The sequence below is a fragment of the Moraxella sp. E33BD genome (assembly GCF_041807865.1).
GTDB classification, from domain to species: Bacteria; Pseudomonadota; Gammaproteobacteria; order Pseudomonadales; family Moraxellaceae; genus Moraxella; species Moraxella haemolytica.
Genome location: NZ_JBGTZD010000014.1, coordinates 1 through 16,936, shown reverse-complemented (window position 1 = coordinate 16,936; position 16,936 = coordinate 1). Strand labels below are relative to the sequence as shown.

At 45.6% G+C, this 16,936-nt stretch carries 13 protein-coding genes; 3 read left to right on the top strand and 10 right to left on the bottom strand.

Translation table 11 applies throughout. The annotated features are described in order from the left end of the window. Positions 1-78: 78 nt before the first annotated feature. The 3 genes from ACERC6_RS08990 to ACERC6_RS08980 are packed head-to-tail and all read right to left on the bottom strand — an operon-like array spanning position 79 to position 3,183. Positions 79-1,062: a GTP-binding protein gene (locus ACERC6_RS08990; protein WP_373628796.1), complete on the bottom strand. Its 984-nt coding sequence runs from the start codon at positions 1,060-1,062 to the stop codon at positions 79-81. 34 nt (positions 1,063-1,096) lie between these two features. Continuing rightward, on the bottom strand, positions 1,097-2,251 hold the full coding sequence (locus ACERC6_RS08985; RefSeq protein WP_284673583.1) for a DUF1615 domain-containing protein: 1,155 nt from the start codon (positions 2,249-2,251) through the stop codon (positions 1,097-1,099). Between the two features lie 14 nt (positions 2,252-2,265). Beyond that, positions 2,266-3,183 carry an acyl-CoA thioesterase II gene (locus ACERC6_RS08980; protein WP_284673582.1) on the bottom strand — a complete coding sequence of 306 codons (918 nt, stop codon included), beginning with the start codon at positions 3,181-3,183 and terminating at the stop codon, positions 2,266-2,268. Positions 3,184-3,807: 624 nt separating this feature from the next. Here ACERC6_RS08980 and plsB point away from each other — a divergent pair. Beyond that, a complete protein-coding gene (gene plsB, locus ACERC6_RS08975) occupies positions 3,808-6,252 on the top strand; it encodes a glycerol-3-phosphate acyltransferase (RefSeq protein ID WP_373630522.1) in 2,445 nt (814 codons plus the stop codon). Between the two features lie 240 nt (positions 6,253-6,492). On the opposite strand, the gene pdxH is transcribed toward plsB, so the two are convergent. From pdxH to ACERC6_RS08960, 3 genes are read right to left on the bottom strand one after another with little or no spacing between them, the layout of a single operon-like run. Further along, complete coding sequence (gene pdxH, locus ACERC6_RS08970) at positions 6,493-7,125, bottom strand: pyridoxamine 5'-phosphate oxidase (protein WP_373628797.1); 633 nt, start codon at positions 7,123-7,125, stop codon at positions 6,493-6,495. Positions 7,126-7,137: 12 nt separating this feature from the next. Next, positions 7,138-7,374 (bottom strand): YheV family putative metal-binding protein, encoded by a 237-nt coding sequence (locus ACERC6_RS08965; protein WP_284673579.1) that lies wholly within the window; start codon positions 7,372-7,374, stop codon positions 7,138-7,140. After that, the gene (locus tag ACERC6_RS08960; protein WP_373628798.1) at positions 7,374-9,476 is read right to left on the bottom strand and encodes a M3 family metallopeptidase; all 2,103 of its coding nucleotides are present in this window, start codon (positions 9,474-9,476) and stop codon (positions 7,374-7,376) included. The genes ACERC6_RS08965 and ACERC6_RS08960 overlap by 1 nt, the downstream gene beginning before the upstream one ends. Positions 9,477-9,703: 227 nt before the next feature. Between ACERC6_RS08960 and ACERC6_RS08955 the strand changes: the two genes are divergently transcribed. Further along, a complete protein-coding gene (locus ACERC6_RS08955; protein ID WP_373628799.1) occupies positions 9,704-10,450 on the top strand; it encodes an endonuclease/exonuclease/phosphatase family protein in 747 nt (248 codons plus the stop codon). Positions 10,451-10,572: 122 nt separating this feature from the next. Here ACERC6_RS08955 and glmS read toward each other — a convergent pair whose 3' ends face one another. Both glmS and ACERC6_RS08945 read right to left on the bottom strand, forming a co-directional pair. Further along, positions 10,573-12,417 carry a glutamine--fructose-6-phosphate transaminase (isomerizing) gene (glmS, locus tag ACERC6_RS08950; RefSeq protein ID WP_373628800.1) on the bottom strand — a complete coding sequence of 615 codons (1,845 nt, stop codon included), beginning with the start codon at positions 12,415-12,417 and terminating at the stop codon, positions 10,573-10,575. Positions 12,418-12,628: 211 nt separating this feature from the next. Beyond that, complete coding sequence (locus ACERC6_RS08945; RefSeq protein ID WP_373628801.1) at positions 12,629-13,981, bottom strand: FAD-dependent oxidoreductase; 1,353 nt, start codon at positions 13,979-13,981, stop codon at positions 12,629-12,631. Positions 13,982-14,210: 229 nt separating this feature from the next. Here ACERC6_RS08945 and ACERC6_RS08940 point away from each other — a divergent pair, with 229 nt between their 5' ends. Beyond that, positions 14,211-15,107, top strand: coding sequence for an Hsp33 family molecular chaperone HslO (locus ACERC6_RS08940; RefSeq protein WP_373628802.1), 897 nt, complete (start codon positions 14,211-14,213; stop codon positions 15,105-15,107). A 61-nt stretch (positions 15,108-15,168) separates the two neighbouring features. Here ACERC6_RS08940 and ACERC6_RS08935 read toward each other — a convergent pair whose 3' ends face one another. Both ACERC6_RS08935 and ACERC6_RS08930 read right to left on the bottom strand, forming a co-directional pair. Then, positions 15,169-15,876 carry an ABC transporter permease gene (locus ACERC6_RS08935; RefSeq protein WP_373628803.1) on the bottom strand — a complete coding sequence of 236 codons (708 nt, stop codon included), beginning with the start codon at positions 15,874-15,876 and terminating at the stop codon, positions 15,169-15,171. Beyond that, positions 15,873-16,595: an ABC transporter permease gene (locus tag ACERC6_RS08930; RefSeq protein WP_373628804.1), complete on the bottom strand. Its 723-nt coding sequence runs from the start codon at positions 16,593-16,595 to the stop codon at positions 15,873-15,875. Before ACERC6_RS08930 ends, ACERC6_RS08935 begins: the two co-directional genes overlap by 4 nt. Positions 16,596-16,936: the final 341 nt, after the last annotated feature.

Here is a 16,936-nt window from a genome sequence, read left to right as displayed (position 1 = left end):
TATGATAAGTTAGATAAAAAAAGAGGGGGTATTCCTTCTTTTTTTATGGAATGAAAATAGATAAGAAAATAACGAAATTTAAAGAATAAATGCCATCAGTTCATCATCAAGGCTTTCCCAGCAGACAGTGTTTGTCAAAATCAGCTCAAGTTTACCATCATCTCTTTTGGTGGTGGGGCTGATGGTGATGCTTTCTGGCGTGATGTTCAAAGACAGCCAACCTTCATCGGTGTGCATGATGCCTTTAATACGAGCGTAGCTGGGTAGATTAAGTAGCCATTTTTGTAGTCGATAGCTGTCAAATCGCCACGACTTAGGCAGTCGCCACCCACCGACTTCATAGCCTGACATTCGCTCATGATAACGATAGGGTAAAGATGTGCCATCGTTGGTATGCTGTGATGCCATTTGTGATGGCGGTCTGATAGACAGGGGGTTTGTGTGTGGTTGCTGTGCCTTTCTTGGGGTATGTAGTAGGTCAAGCAGGCAGGCATCATCAGCAAACTTTATGATCTTGGTGGTATTATTGATGGTATCAGCCCAACTCATCATCTGCTGATAATCATCATCGTTTAGTGTGTCGGCACGACTGACGATGATGATGTCGGCATATTTAATGTGCATCTGATAACTGGTGTGCGTGCGATATTGTTCTTGTTGCCATTGTGAGGCATTTAGAATACAGATGACGGCATTTAGGCGAAGGGTGTTTTGCCAATGGGGTAGTTCAAACTGTTCTATCAGCTCATCTGCATGAGCTAAGCCTGTTGGCTCAATGATGAGATGGGTGGGCTGATGTTTTAATAGTTGTAGTAGTGCCACTTGCATGGGTAGCTGACTGTTGCAACAAATACAGCCACCACTCACTTCTTGAATATCAATGTCTTTGGTGTCAAATAAACTTCCATCAATACCAATGTTACCAAATTCATTCACCAAAATGCCCCATCTTTCATCATCTTTATAAGACAGCAAGGCGTTGATAAAAGTGGTTTTACCCGCCCCTAAAAATCCTGTGATGAGTGTGGCAGGTGTGCGTGTAGGGGTGGTTGGTATGCTCATGCTGTTGGCTTATCTTGACTGCGGTCTTTTTGGATTATGATTTGATTTTGTATTTTTTGGCGGTTGCCATGCAAGTTTGGTAGCGTTTATCCACACGAGAGGCGAACCAATTGGTATTATAATCACGGCTAAGTTTAGGACCTGAAATGATTACTTGAGGCATGATGGCATAACTTGGCTCTTTTTTGTATTTTTTCTTGAACATTTCGTTGATGGCACGGTAGGTCTGTGTTGTCTCAAAGTCTTTGGACTTTTCTTTTTTTAGGTCGCTGCGAATCTGCCGTTCACTCAATGGTGTTGGACCACTAGTGAGCAGTTTGATAAGCACGGTCTCGCTTTGGCTTTTTTTACTGCTGATACTACCGCCATTATATAAAAGCAGGTCGCCATCAATATCTATTTTTGAGCCACTTAGGCTACTGATACGCTGTTGAAAGGCGGCATTGCGACTAGAATACATACCAGAATTATAATCAGCAAAGCGGTACAGAGGCTTGTCATAGTCTGCCTTGTACATCATCAAGCGGTGAATGCCATAGTATAGCCCACCGTATTGACTATATAGGTCAGCTCTTAGGGAGCGGTCATCCATGCTACTACGACGATGGGTGCGAGCATAGTCAATATGAACCTGCATTGAACCAAGTGTGGTAATGGGATTGATGCGCTCATCAATGCCTTCGCCCGACAGTTTGGTAATGTGTGCCAACCCTGAGACCTTATAAGTACTGGTAAAATAATCAAAGATTTGTTGGTACAGTTCATCAAGCTCTCGTTCGGTTTTGACTTGTTTGATTTGCTTGATGAAGCTGTTTTCGGTAGAGGGTTTGGTCTCAAGCATGGTACGAAAGGTCTTGGCAAGCATTTTGCCAAACTTCGCTTCTAGCTTTTCATCGATGGCTTTTAAAGACAAGTTGCCCAAATTGGCAACAGGCGGATCAGCACGAAAGTTGGATTCTTGATCGATGACGGCGATGGCAGTACAGATGTTTTGGGTGGTTTTGGGTAGTTTTAGTTGGTCAAATATCTGTGCGATATCGCCTGCCCAAGAAGCCCTGTCGGACACACGAGCAGGAATGAGTTTGGCGATTTGTTTATCGCTCAATGTATTGATGGGGGTGCTTTCTGGGCTGTTACACGCTGTCAAAAAAACAGCACCAAGCACGATGGGTAATGTGCGTTTTGGCATAATAACTATAAAACCTATGATGAATGCAGACGCATCAGACCTTCTTGTTGTGTGGTGGCGACCAGCTTGCCAGCTTGCCAAAATTGTCCGTGGTTGAGTCCTTTGGCATGACTTGTGGTGTCGCTCCACATATCGTACAGCAACCACTCATTGATGTCAAAGGGACGATGAAAGTGCATGGAGTGGTCAATGCTCGCCACTTGCAATCCACGACTTAGGTAGCTTAGCCCATGACTCATCAGCCCTGTCCCCACCAAATAAAAATCAGAAGCAAAAGCTAGCAATGCCTGATGTACCGCTACAGGATGCTCGCCTAGCTCGCTAATGCGTAGCCAGTTGGCTTGGCGTGGTCGCATGGGTTTGGGCGTGATTGGGTCTCTTGCCTCAATGGGCTTGATTTCTACATGGCGTTTTCGCATGAATCTTGTTTTTAGGGCATCTGGAATGCTGTCCACATAAGACGACTTAAGCTCTTGTTCGTTCAGCAGTGTCTGTGGGTCAGGATAGCTTGGCATGGTCTTTTGGTATTCAAGTCCGCCTTCCATCGGTGAGAATGATGCAATCATCGAAAAAATCACCTGCTCGGTCAGCTCGCCTGCATCATTGGGGGTGTACTGCACAGCGATGACCTCTCGGGCGGATAGACTGCGCCCATCACGCAGACGGCGAACTTGATAATGCACATCGTAGCGGATATCACCCCCACGCAAAAAATACCCATGCAAAGAGTGGCAGGGCTTATCATGTTCTAGCGTCATCGCTGCCGCCATGAGTGCCTGTGCTAACACCTGACCACCAAAAATGCGAGGCCCTACATAGTCAAAGCTCGGTCCGACAAAGACATCTGTGGTGGTCTGCTTAAGGTTGATGGTTTGTAATAAATCAGCGACCAAATCTTGTGGGTCATCGCTTTTGGCAAAAATATGGGTCATGGCAGAGAGCTACTAACTATTTGGTGAATAATGTTCAATAATAAAAACAAGCAGGCTAAAACACAAAAAACAAGCAATCATGCAGACCTGTTTGGTATTTATCTTGTGTTGATGATTTGTGCGAATTAAAAAAGCTGATATTATCTAATTGCCTTTTTCTATTGTCAATATTTATGGGGGTAATTATATTGCCTTTTTGTGTATGAATTTTACATGAATCATCTGACTGATTGGGGAATGCTATCCAAAAAATAGCCGAAAATACGGTTGTGTGCGTAGGGTTGCCAACAATTTACCCAATCTGCCACCAAACAGAGTCCTTGCCTTGATGGTATAACAAATGTGTACAAATGTGCATTATTCTAGCATTATTTCGGTGATTTTCTTGATAACTTTTGTCGCCCAATGCCATAAAAAATGGTAAAATATCACCAATCATAACGACACATTCAAGCCATGTTAAAACTGCCCAAATCAAAATTGACCAACCTACTAGGTTTTGGAAAAAAAACTGCATCGCCACTGACGGCACATGATGAGCATGATACCACCAAAACCACCCCAAAACAGACAAGGGAGAGTCCAAATGCCTACCGCAAAACCTCTGCAAAAAGCCTGTCTTTGATGGTTAAGCCGACCGTGATAGGTCATGCACCTGTTATTGACAATGACAATCCGACTTTTTATGTGATACGAGATTACTCTCGTTCAAACAGTCTGTTGGTGGGCATGATGACAGATGAGCTGGAGTTGCCATCAGCCTTGGCACAGGTCAATCATCTGCTTTTGGCGGAGTCATCTGCGATGATTTTTTTGCGTGGGCGTAACAAAGACCGTGAAGAAAGTGTCTCTCCACGCTTACAAAGACTGGTTGAGATTTGTCTTAATAATCCTGATTTTGATGTTAATTTGATACCAGTTACCATCTTGTGGGGGCGTGCCCCTGATAAAGAAGAATCCATGTTTCGCTTGCTGTTTGCTGATGAGTGGCGTTCGCCTAGCATTCCTAAACAGCTGTTTAATATCGGTGTCATGGGGCGTGATACCTTTGTGCGATTCTCTGAAGCTAAATCACTACAAACACTCATCAAAGATGCCAAAGCAGGGGTGAGCGACAATCTACCTTGCACCATTCATCTAAGGTTAAAAGGGTTTTTGGATAAGCAACACACCAGTATCGTTGGCCCTGATTTATCCGATAGACGCAACGAAGCGGGAAAAATTTTATCATCACCTGTGGTGTTGGCTGCCATCGAAAAGCAAGCAGTAGAATCTGGCAAATCCATCGCTGCTGTTAAAAAAGAAGCAGCAGGCTACATTAACGAAATCGTTAGCGATTATTCGCACTCGGTGTTAAGATTTTTTGACCATTTTTTGACATGGTTATGGACTCGTCTGTATGATGGTGTTGAGGTGCGTAATTTTGAGCGAGTCAGACGACTTGCTCCTGACCATCAGGTCGTCTATGTTCCGTGCCATCGCAGTCACATGGATTATCTGCTGTTATCTTATGTGATTTATAAGCGAGGGCTTCGTATTCCGCATATTGCCGCAGGCGAGAACCTAAATATTCCTGTGCTTGGTCAGATGCTACGAAATGGTGGAGCATTCTTTATGCGTCGTAGCTTTAAAGGCAATGCTCTTTATAGCACGGTGTTTAAAGAATATGTACATAGCCTGATGCAAAGGGCGGTGCCGATGGAGTATTTCATCGAAGGCGGGCGTTCTCGTTCGGGTCGCTTGTTGCCACCGAAGCTGGGTATGTTGGCGATGACGGTAAACAGCCATCTGCGTGAGCCTGCCAAACCGGTGGTATTTATCCCTACTTACATTAGCTATGAACGCATCATGGAGGGGGCAACTTATGTGGGTGAGCTAAAGGGTAAACCAAAGGAGTCTGAAAACTGGCTAGGGATTTTAAAAGCTGCACGCAAGATTGAGCGTGTCTTTGGCACGGTGAATCTGTCCTTTGGCGAACCGCTTTATTTAGATGATTTTATAACCAAATTTTCGGTCAAGCCCCAAGACCGAAGCCCAACAAACATCAAAAATACCCACGCCATGGTACAAAACTTGGGCGTAAAAGTATTACAAAATATCAATAAATCTGCGGTGGTTAATCCTGTATCGCTTTTGGCGTTGGTATTGTTGTCCACACCAAAAGCCGCCTTAGATGAAGAGCAGTGCACCGAACAGCTTGCCCTGTATCAACGCATCGCCAACGCCTTACCTTATGATGCAGATACCTATATTACGGATTTATCGCCCAAAGAGATTATAGCTTATGGTGAAAAATTAAAACTCATCGAACGCACGCCCCATGTCTTGGGTGATATGATTCGTGTGGCAGACAAGCAAGCACCGCTACTGAGCTATTTTAGAAACAACATTTTGCATGTGTTCATCATGGCAAGTTTTTTAGCGGCATTGGTACAGCGTAACGGTCGCATTTACCGTAGTAAGCTAGACGCCATTGTTGAGCTGATGTATCCATTCTTGCAAGCCGAATTATTCTTAAACACCGCCCTAAAAAATACTGGCAAGCTAACCGATAAAATCTTGTCTGTGCTGATTGATGAAGCGGTTATTGTGGATTTGGGTGATGGTGTTCTGGGTGTGCCTGAGACCAACTCGGATAGCTATCAACAACTCATCGTATTGGCAAGTGCCGCTCAGCAGAGTCTTGAACGCTATTTTATGGCATTAGCATTATTATCAGAGCAGGGTAGTGGTCGCTTGACGGCAGAGCAAGTGGTTAATCTGTGCCATGTACTTGGACAGCGAATCTCGGTGTTATATGCAGATGATTTGCCAGATATGTTTGATAAGGCATTGTTCACAAGTTTTATTGACACCTTGCAGCGTCTAGGTTACATACGGATGGATGACACAGGTGTGGTAGTCTTTGATGAGCGGATTGATAATATCGCCCAAAATGCCAAGTTTGTATTAACTCCTGACATGATGCAGTTGCTTCGCCATACAGCAAGTTTAAATGATGGCGACATCGCAACCGCCATCGAGCAGATGAATGCTAAGAATATTTTTGGTAAGTCAAAGCGGTCATAGAGCAGTTGGCAAAATCGGGGCGTATATCCGCCCTTATTTTTTTGTATGCTTGGGTGGGTCAACCAATTTTTGACTGCTACTTTTTGTGCCTGTTTTGATTGGTGTGTGCTTTTAACAATGCCAGATATATCTGACAAGCTGTATCTTGATGTAGAGTCGTTCGCTAGTCTTGCTTTAGCTGTCGGGCTTTAGTTTACATTCTACAGCCTATATCGCAGTTGCTATTAATGATGCACAAGCCTAAGGAGCAAGGCGTTCAATCACCCAATCATCGCCATCTAGGCGATAGCGAATGCGGTCGTGCAGGCGAGAGGGGCGACCTTGCCAAAACTCAATGGCATCTGCTCGCACCAGATAGCCCCCCCAGTGTGTTGGTCGAGGCACATGCAGGGGGTGTTTGATGCCAAACATGGCAGCACGCTTGACGATGACGGATTTGTCGCTGATGACTTGGCTTTGTTCACTTGCCCATGCACCGATGCGACTGGTGTAGGGACGACTGTTAAAATACTCATCAGATGCTTGCTCATCAAGTTTTTCTACCATGCCTTCAATACGCACTTGGCGTTCTAATTCTGCCCAAAAAAAAGTGATGGCGATATAAGGGCTGTGTGATAATGCTTGACCTTTGCGACTGTGGTAGTTGCTAAAAAACACAAAGCCGTCATCATTGACTTCTTTTAATAAAACCATGCGATTACTTGGGCGACCGTTGGCATCAATGGTAGCGATGTTCATGGCAGTAGGCTCATTGACCTTAGTGGTCATTGCCTCGTTTAACCAAATCTTAAACTGCTCAATGGGGTGGTCATGGCAGTGTGATTTGTCCAATTCTTGTTTGCTGTATTCTTCTCGAATGTCGTGCAGGTTCATGATGTTGCTCACTTATTTAAACTTCACCACGCCCACGCCATCAGGTGTGAAACCATCTTGTTCACGCATGGTGGCGGTCTCATCGATGGTGGGACGGCGTTCGCTGTGGTTGCAGGCAGTGCATTCTATCCATTCGTCAAATTCAGGGAGAAAAACTTGAATCTGTACGATAGCGTCCATGGTGCGACATTTTGGGCAGGCAACGCCAGCGAGAAACTGGCGTTTTGGACGGTTGGATTGATAACGCATCACGCCGCCTCGGTAAAGCCACTATGACGCAGTAAGGCATCAATCTGTGCCTCACGCCCAGCAAAGGCCATGAAATTCTCTTTGGCTGTGCGTGACCCGCCCATCGCTAGGATATGATGATAAAACGCTTGACCTATGGCAGGGTTTAGCACGCCTACGGTATCGGCATTCGCCTCAAACAAGCCAAAAGCATCTGCCGATAACAGCTCTGCCCATTTATAAGAATAATAGCCTGAAGCATAACCACCTGCAAAGATATGCGCAAACCCATTACCAAAGCGGTTATTGGCAGGTGGTATGATGACCGATACCTCTTGGCGGACTTTATGCAGGGTGTCTAAGATTTGGGCGTAGTTGTCTAGATTACCTGTGTGGATACGCAGGTCAAATAAAGCGAACTCAATCTGACGCAGTGTTTGCAAGCCTGACTGGAAGTTTTTGGCAGCAAGCATCGCAGATAGCTTATCACTAGGTAGTGGCTCGCCTGTTTTGACATGACGACTGATTTTGGCAATGCCATCACTATCCCAAGCAAAGTTTTCCATAAACTGGCTAGGTAACTCAACCGCATCCCACTCCACGCCACTGATGCCAGAGACATCGGCGATACTGACTTTGGTCAATAAATGATGCAGAGCGTGACCAAATTCATGGAATAAAGTTAAAACCTCGTCATGGGTCAGTAGGCTTGGCTTGCCATCGACGGCAGGCGAGAAGTTGCCTACAACAAAGCATACAGGTAGAGTCTCATCGCCTGCCAAGGTGGCGTGCTTGTTTTGAAAATCTGACAACCATGCACCACCTGATTTGCCCGCACGAGCATATAGGTCAATGTAAACACCACCAATCAAGCCATCTTTGTCATGCACCTCAAAAAACTGCACATCATCATGCCAAGTTGGTGCATCTTTGGCAATAAAGCGTACACCAAACAGCGTATCAATGATATCAAACATACCCTCTAGCACCACAGATACAGGGAAGTAAGGGCGAATTGCCTCGTTGTCTAGGCTGTATTTGGCATTTTGTAACTTTTCGCTGATGAATGGAATGTCCCATGGTTGGACTTCATCAATCCCTAAAGTTTTGGCAAAGTCTTTAACTTGTGCTAAGTCCGCTTCAGCAAAAGGTCGTGCCTTATCAGCAAGATTTAATAAGAAAGTTTCAATTTCTTCATGGGTATCTGCCATCTTGGTGGCGAGCGATACTTGGGTGTAGTTATCAAAGCCAAGCAGGGCAGCTTGTTTGGCACGCAAGGTTAGAATGCGTGTCATGATGTCGCTGTTGTCAAATTTGCTAGGCTTGCCGTCTTTTTCGCCATCAAAAGTCATCTGGTCAGATGCTCGTGTGTTGTAGGCGTGATATAGCGTTTCACGCAGGTTGCGGTCGGTGGCGTACTGCATGACTGCCAGATACATCGGCATATCCAGTGTGGCGACATAGTCAGTTGGCAAAGTGGCTGTGGGGTGCTTGGCTTTGTAGTTGTCGCCTGCTGCTTTTAATAGGGCAAGTCCGCTTGGGGTGATGCCGTCTAATTGAGCCTGTGTTAGTGGCAGGGCAAAAGCAGCACTGGCATCTAGCACATTGTCTGAAAACTTAGCAGACAGTAGCGACAACTCGCTTTGAATGTCGGCAAATTGGGCTTTTTTGTGATCAGGTAGGCTCACTCCTGATAAATCAAAGCCTTGCAAGGCAAGAGCGACAGCACGCACACGAGCGATGTCGTTACTGTCAGACAACTGGCTTTCCACGGATTTATACAAGTCGTACAAAGGTTTTGATTGACCAACACGCACACCAAACTCACTGAGTTTTGGCAAAATCTCGTGATGAACATGGCGAATCTCGTCATTATTCATGACGCTATTGAGATGTGATAGCACACCAAAAGGGCGATGAATGGCGTGGTTTAGGCTGTCAAATTCATCAATGATGGCAAGTGGCATACCGCCCGTTTCTGCTTGCTCTATTTTATCCAAAAACGCATGAGCAACACCAAGTGCGTGCGTAATGTCATCTGCAAGTTGTTGGGGGCTGGCTTTACTAAAATCTACTAAGCGTAAGCGTGAATCAAAGTTGTTGTGGTTAAAATCAATGCTCATGGTATGTCCAATATGAATAAATGTTATAAAATTATAAGGGCGAGTAGGACAATTTGCAATGACGGGCGGTGTTTTTTGGGGATTTTATTTTGGTTTGGGCTGTGCTATTTGTGGGTGTCAGTTTTTGGGAGCTTTGAAGTTGAGATAAAATTGATAGTCAGATAAAAAATGTGCCAAAAATCGTGCTACAATGACTGATTTGTTTATTGCTAAAAATATCATGCCCCATGAACCCCATTACTGTTACCAGTTATAATATCCATAAAGGTATGTCTCCTTTTAATCGCCTTGTTAAGCTAGATGGCATGGCAGGGGCGATTAAGTCCCTTAATCCTGATATTTTGTGCTTACAAGAGGTACAAGGACAAAACCTAAAACGAGCGGTTGCTTTTAATGAGTATCCTAATCAGTCGCAACATGAATGGTTTGGTGAGTATTTGTCATATGCTGACAGCTATGGTAAAAATGCACAGTACGAACACGGTCATCATGGCAATGCTGTGCTGTCTTGCCACCCACTTGACCCCAAGCATAATGTCAATATCACGGTAACTCGCCTAGAAAAGCGAGGGGTGTTGCATTGTGAGGTGTATCCTGATGGCTGGGGTGTGCCTGTCGTGGTGCTGTGTGTTCATTTAAACCTGCTTCACATGGATAGAGTGAAACAGTATCAAGCCATCATTGATTATATTGATGGCAATATCAACAAAGATACCCCTTTGATTTTGGCAGGAGATTTTAATGATTGGACAAAAAAATCAACCAAGGTTTTAGAATCTTTAGGCATGATGGAGGCGTTTTATGACATTCATGGGGCGTATCCTGCCACCTATCCTGCCAAAATGCCTGTATTAAGCCTTGATCGCATCTATGTACGAAACCTAAAAGTCCATCACGCCACTGTTCATGCTGGCATTCCGTGGTCAAATTTATCCGACCATCTACCAATCAGTGCGGTGGTGGGGTTGGTGTAGATTGATTATAAAATGCCCATGTAGTTTTTGTTACTGTGCGATTGGTATTTTGGTTATTTGATGAGACATAAAAAAGGCGAGCTGATAAAGCAATTCGCCTTTTTTATGTATGGGCTAATGGGCTATTCAACTGTTACCGATTTTGCCAGATTTCTTGGTTTATCAACATCAGTGCCACGCACCAAAGCGACATGATAGGACAGTAGCTGTACGGCGATGGTATGAACGATGGGCGATAGCACACCGACATGGCGTGGTGTACGGATGACATGAACCCCTTCGGTCTCGGTAAAGTCGCTGTCAAGGTCGGTCAGAACAAACAGCTCGCCACCCCTTGCACCGACTTCTTGCATATTGGCTTTGACTTTATCGAGTAGCTTATCGTTTGGTGCGATGACCACCACAGGCATATTTTCATCAACAAGTGCTAGCGGACCATGCTTTAGCTCGCCTGCTGGATAGGCTTCTGCATGAATGTAGGTCAGCTCTTTTAGTTTTAATGCCCCTTCTAGGGCGATTGGGTAGTGAATGCCACGACCTAAGAAAAATGCTGATGGTTTGGTGGCGAATTTTTGTGCCCAAGTAGAAAGCTGCGGCTCAAGATTTAGGGCGTGCTGAATGCTACCGGGCAGTAGGCGTAGCTCTTCGCCATATTGTGCCACCTGCTCATCGCTGATGTGTCCACGCAACCTGCCTAAGGTTACTGCCAGACCAAATAAGATCACAAGCTGTGTGGTAAAGGCTTTGGTGCTTGCTACGCCAATCTCTGCCCCTGCACGGGTATAGATGGCAAGCGTGCTATTGCGTGGTAGGGCGGACTCCATGACATTGCAGACAGATAGGCTGTATTCATGACCTTCACTGATGGCATATTTTAAGGCTTCCATTGTGTCTAGTGTCTCGCCTGACTGACTGATGGTGATGATCAGCTCGCTTGGGTCGGCGATGACATCACGATAGCGATATTCGCTGGCAATCTCAACATCGCAGCGAATTTTGGCGATGGATTCTAGCCAATATTTGCCCGTCAAAGCGGCATAGTACGAAGTACCGCAGGCGAGAATCTTAATGCTGTTAATCTTGGAGAATACCTCTGGGGCATTTTCGCCAAAATTCTTGGCAATAAAGCCACCGTCCAAGAAAATCTCTGCCGTATCAGCAACCGCTCTTGGTTGTTCATTGATTTCTTTTTGCATGAAGTGGCTGTATGGACCTAGCTCAAGGCTTGCCAATGATAGCTGAGAGGTTTTGATTTGACGCTGTGGGGTGTTGCCGTCTTTATCTAGCAGGGTTTCGATGCCGTCTGCACTAAGTAGGGCAATGTCGCCATCTTCTAGGTAGCTGACTTGACGAGTAAATGACACCACCGCCGACACATCAGATGCAATGAATACTTCATGCTCGCCAAAACCGATGAGTAGCGGACAACCCATGCGAGCGACCACCATTTTGGTTGGGTCGTTTGGGGTGATGACAGCGATGGCATAAGCACCATGAAAGCGAGAGCAGGCAGTCTGAACGGCACGGTAAAGATGACCACCATTTTGGGTGTATTCGTGGTGAATGCTGTGGGCGATGACTTCGGTGTCAGTCTGGGATTCAAAATGGAACCCCAATGCTTCTAAGCGAGTACGCTCCGCCTCAAAATTCTCAATGATGCCGTTATGCACCACCGCAATCGTACCGCCTGAGATGTGTGGGTGAGCGTTTGGCTCTGTTACGCCACCGTGCGTTGCCCAGCGAGTGTGCCCGATACCGATGTTGCTAAATAACCCTTTGGCTTTGGCTGCTTCTTCCATGAGTGCCACACGACCAACACGGCGAACTCGTTTGATTTTGTTTTCGTTTTCGCTATACACAGCGATACCAGATGAATCATAGCCTCGATATTCTAGGCGTTTTAGACCATCGGTCAAAAAATCAACAACATTAGCTTGGCTACGAATGGCCCCAACGATACCGCACATAAACATTCCTTAGTATCAAAAAAAATCAATGAAAAATTAAGCGAACAGCTTCATCGCTTAGAATACGACCAATATCACAGATGCTTTTTATTGGTCTTGTTATTATAGTGGACTTTGGTGCTGTGTGGGGCTAAATTGACAATGATTTACAAAAATTAAACACCTTATGGCGTGTAAGGTGTTTCATTTTGGTTGTGAGTGAGTGATGAGTTTAGCTTTGAGGGGATTTGAGTAGGGCTTTAGCGATGACTTGACCGCCATCATGTAGCTCAAGAGACAGCTCGTCCTTATCATCTTTGATGATATGCCAATCACCATCTGCTCGTGGATTGCCATTGGCGGTAACATTGATGCTCTTATTTTTTAGGCGAATCATTGGTGCTTTATGCTCGTATCCTGCATGGGGTAGGCCCAAGATTTCATGAGCAATGGCGGTAGCTTGGGCTCGGTGTGGTGCGACATAGCGACAAGGCGTGCCATGGATGCTGATGCAGTCGCCCAAGGCATAGATGTTCGGCACGCTCGTCTGCAAGGTGGCAGGATTGATGGCGATGCCTGTGCGTCTGTCAAAGTCAAGACCTGCTTGGGTGGGGAGTTGCTCGTCAATGACAAGCCCTGTCGCCACAATCACTTCATCAGCGTGTACAGTCTGCTCGCTGTCTGTGCCATCGTGTAGCGTGATGTCATGACCGCCAGATTGGTTCTCACTGATGGCTTTTACCATGCTTGAACCTAGCCAACTGATGCCTTTATTTATGATGGCAGCCAAAATGCGTTCGCCTGCCACCACAGGCAACATGGCAGATAATGGATAAGCATTAACATCAATCAAACTGACGGTATGTCCTGCATTGATTAGGTCTTCGGCAAGTTCGGTGCCAACCATGCCAGCACCGATGATGGCGATGTGTCTTGGTGTGTCTTGTTGATTAAGAGTTGCTTGTAGTTTGCTAAATTGCTCAAGATTATTGACATGCCAAGTCGCTTTTGGGTTGATGGTAGGCGGATAGGCAGGTGTCGCCCCAATGGCAAGCACCAGATGATCATAGCTTATGCTGTCGCTAGGCGTATGCACTGTTTGTGTGGCGGTATCAATGCTAGTAACGACAGTGTTTGCCAATAGTGTGATTTGGTTGTCTTTAGCTGATTGTACCGCTGTGATTCGAACAAGCTCTTGGGCGGTCTTGCCCTGAGAGATGGCGACAGATAGCATGGGTTTATGATAACGGTCGCCCAAGTCAGCACAGATGAGCGTGATGGGAATGTCTTTATTTAGCGTGCGTAGGGCATCAACCACGCTCCAACCAGCCAAGCCTGCACCGATGATGACAACGCCTTGTTTATGCGTGCTGTCAGTACTGCTGATTTGATGCTCATCATAAGGCTCAAAACCATCTTTAGTAACGCCACACACAGGGCAATGCCAGTCGTCAGGGATATCATCAAAGCGAGTGCCAGCAGGTAGTCCGCTGGTGGGGTCGCCAGCTTGCTCATCATAAATATATCCGCAGGCAAGGCAGATGAATTTTTTCCAATGGGGTTGTTTGTCTGTGCGGATGCTCATAAATGACCTTGTTGATTGTTGTGACGGGGTGGTGTGTGCTTGGTTTGGTATTGCCAAAATTTTATCAAACCAAAACATAAAATCAGCTTACATTTGTTCTATTTTAGCACAGTCATGGGCAGTATTCATAACAAAATATGGCAGGGCGGTCAGCCGTTGGATGCAGATTTGTATTTTTTTAAGTCGTCCCCATTTAGTCATCATCTGTATCTAATAAAGAAGCAATCTTATGACCGACATTCAAACCCCAAATTCTGCCAACCAATACCGCCAGCGATTTTTTATTGAGCGGTCGCCTGTGCGTGGTGATGTGGTACGCTTAACGGAGGCATATCAGACCATCATCACCAAAAAAAATTATCCCACCGCCGTCAAAGCACTGCTTGGCGAGATGCTAGTGGCGGCAAGTTTATTGATTGGTACTCTAAAAATCAATGGCAGGCTGTCTGTACAATTACAATCATCAGATGAGACAAGCCTGCTGTCATGGGCGATGGCGGAGTGTGATCACACAGGGTGCGTGCGTGCGTTAGCAGGTTTTAAAGAGAATCAGGCATGGCAGAATATCAACACCAGTCGTCAGGCGTTCGGTCAGCTAGGGCAGGGGGTGCTGTTCATCAGTATCCATCCAGAGCGAGGCGAGGCGTATCAAGGCATTGTAGAGCGTGTCAGTGATGATTTGGCAGAGTGCTTGGCACATTATCAAAAGCAGTCAGCCCAGATTCCTACTCTCTTAAAACTTGCTACCAGTGATGAAGTGGCAGGTGGGATTTTGGTGCAACTACTACCGCAGACGGACGAAGACCGTGAAAACGATCCAGACCTATGGGAGCGTATGAGTGCATTGACTGGCACCATCAAGACCGATGAGCTGACAGAATTGCAGGCAGATGAAATTTTATATCGTCTATATCATGAAGAAGAAGTGGTCACTCCTGAGGCGAATCCGCTGAGTTTTGGTTGTACTTGTTCTGCCCAAAAAAGTGAGGGGGCGATTTTGCAGTTAGGGCATGAAGAAGCCTTGAATGCGTTGGACGCACATGGTGGCGTGTTGGCACTTGACTGCGGTTTTTGTGGGCAGTCGTATCAATTTGATGAGGCGAAAATTAACGCCTTGTTCATTTAACCTTGGCTGTATTGGCACTAAAAAAGAGCGTTTGGAACGCTCTTTTTGTTTGGCTGTGATGCTAGGTGGTTGGTGGTATGTAGCGTTTGTGCTTATTGATGTGGTTTTCAAATAGTCTAAAACCAATCATCAAAATCCACGCAAGCAGTAGGTAGATGATGCCTGCTGCGGTGTACATTTCAAGGTGCATATAATTGACCGCCCCCAAATTTTTGGCGGTATAAGTCAGTTCCGCCAGTGTGATGGATGCCGCCAATGCACTGCCTTTTAGGATAAATAGCACCTCGTTGCTGTATGCAGGAATCATGATACCAAAGGCACGAGGCAAGATGATGCGGCGTACTTTTTGGGTATTTGACATACCGATGGCATCAGCTGCTTCAAGCTCGCCTTTAGGAATGGCAGCGATAGAGCCTCTGATAATCTCAGCGATATAAGCGGCGGTATTTAGGGTAAACGCAATGATGGCACACCAGTAGGCTTTGGAGAAAATCGGATCCCACAGAAAGCTGTCTTTGATGAAGTCAAACTGACCTAGCCCTTGATAAATCAAGAAAATCTGAATGAGTAGCGGGGTGCCACGAAAAAAGAAAATATAAGCAAAGGGCAGGGCTTTTATCCATAAATGCCTAGATGAACGCATCAGCCCCAAAACCACGCCAACAATCAAACCAAACAAACACGACAGCACCACAAGCTCAATGGTTAGAACCGATGCTTGTAGCATGGTGGGCAGTTGGTCAATAATAGCACCCCAATTTAGGCTCATGCTTGCCCCCCTTTGTGTTTGGTCATGGACTTGGCGTAGCGAGCAGCGGGGTTGGCACGCCACTCAAAATGCGTCAAAAGTAAAGTGATGACGGTGGTTAATGCCAAATAAATGAGTGCTGCAACGATATAAAAAGTAAAAGGCTGTTGGGTGCTTTGAACGGCACGAGTGGCATAGTACATCAAATCTTGCAAACCAATCAAGGAGACAAGGGCGGTGTCTTTGAGCAAAACCAAAGTCAGATTGCCAAGACCAGGCAGGGCGACCAGCCACATCTGTGGCAAGATGATGCGTCTGATGGTCTGAACAGGTCTCATGCCAAGACTTTGGGCGGATTCCCATTGACCCTTTGGAATGTCTTGGATTGCCATGCGAAAGACTTCGGTGGCATAAGCACCAAACATCAAAGACAATGCCGTCACACCTGCCCAAAACCTACTCAAATCAGTGCGACCGGTATAGCCCATTTGATTGGCGATGAGTTGTAGTAATGCCTCGCCCCCAAAATAAACAAAAAACACCATGAGTAGTTCAGGCACGCCACGCACGACCGTTGTATAAATGTCAGCAAGACGCTGCAGAGGCCAGATGCCAGAGAGTTTGGCACCTGCACCCATCAAACCAAATAGCAGACCAAACAGCAAACTTGTCGCTCCTAGCTGAATGGTCAGCCATGTGCCTTTGAGTAAAATCGGACCGTAGCCGTGTAAATCAAACACAAAAATGCCTTACTAAAAAAATACCAAAAGCCAATGATAAAACTATCGAAATATCAAAAAGTATCAGAATAAATACAAATTGGGCATTCATTAAAAATAAATAAGCCCAAACTGCCTATTCTAACAAAATTTTGGAGTGTATGAAATGTTTATTTTGGTCTATGTCATAATAAAAGGTGGTAGATTGTTTTACCATGTATCAATCTACCATGTATAAAAAACACCACCCATTAGGGTGGCATCTTTTTAAACAATTCTACCAAAAACTACTGCTCAACATAAATCTGCACCTCAACACGGCGATTGGGTTGTAGACAACGGATTTGTTGTTTTTTGGTGCC

Coding starts and splice junctions, on each gene's coding strand:
- ACERC6_RS08990 (WP_373628796.1), bottom strand. CDS start 1,062: ATGAGCATACCAACCACCCCTACACGCACACCTGCCACACTCATCACA.
- ACERC6_RS08985 (WP_284673583.1), bottom strand. CDS start 2,251: ATGCCAAAACGCACATTACCCATCGTGCTTGGTGCTGTTTTTTTGACA.
- ACERC6_RS08980 (WP_284673582.1), bottom strand. CDS start 3,183: ATGACCCATATTTTTGCCAAAAGCGATGACCCACAAGATTTGGTCGCT.
- plsB (WP_373630522.1), top strand. CDS start 3,808: ATGGTTAAGCCGACCGTGATAGGTCATGCACCTGTTATTGACAATGAC.
- pdxH (WP_373628797.1), bottom strand. CDS start 7,125: ATGAACCTGCACGACATTCGAGAAGAATACAGCAAACAAGAATTGGAC.
- ACERC6_RS08965 (WP_284673579.1), bottom strand. CDS start 7,374: ATGCGTTATCAATCCAACCGTCCAAAACGCCAGTTTCTCGCTGGCGTT.
- ACERC6_RS08960 (WP_373628798.1), bottom strand. CDS start 9,476: ATGAGCATTGATTTTAACCACAACAACTTTGATTCACGCTTACGCTTA.
- ACERC6_RS08955 (WP_373628799.1), top strand. CDS start 9,704: ATGAACCCCATTACTGTTACCAGTTATAATATCCATAAAGGTATGTCT.
- glmS (WP_373628800.1), bottom strand. CDS start 12,417: ATGTGCGGTATCGTTGGGGCCATTCGTAGCCAAGCTAATGTTGTTGAT.
- ACERC6_RS08945 (WP_373628801.1), bottom strand. CDS start 13,981: ATGAGCATCCGCACAGACAAACAACCCCATTGGAAAAAATTCATCTGC.
- ACERC6_RS08940 (WP_373628802.1), top strand. CDS start 14,211: ATGACCGACATTCAAACCCCAAATTCTGCCAACCAATACCGCCAGCGA.
- ACERC6_RS08935 (WP_373628803.1), bottom strand. CDS start 15,876: ATGAGCCTAAATTGGGGTGCTATTATTGACCAACTGCCCACCATGCTA.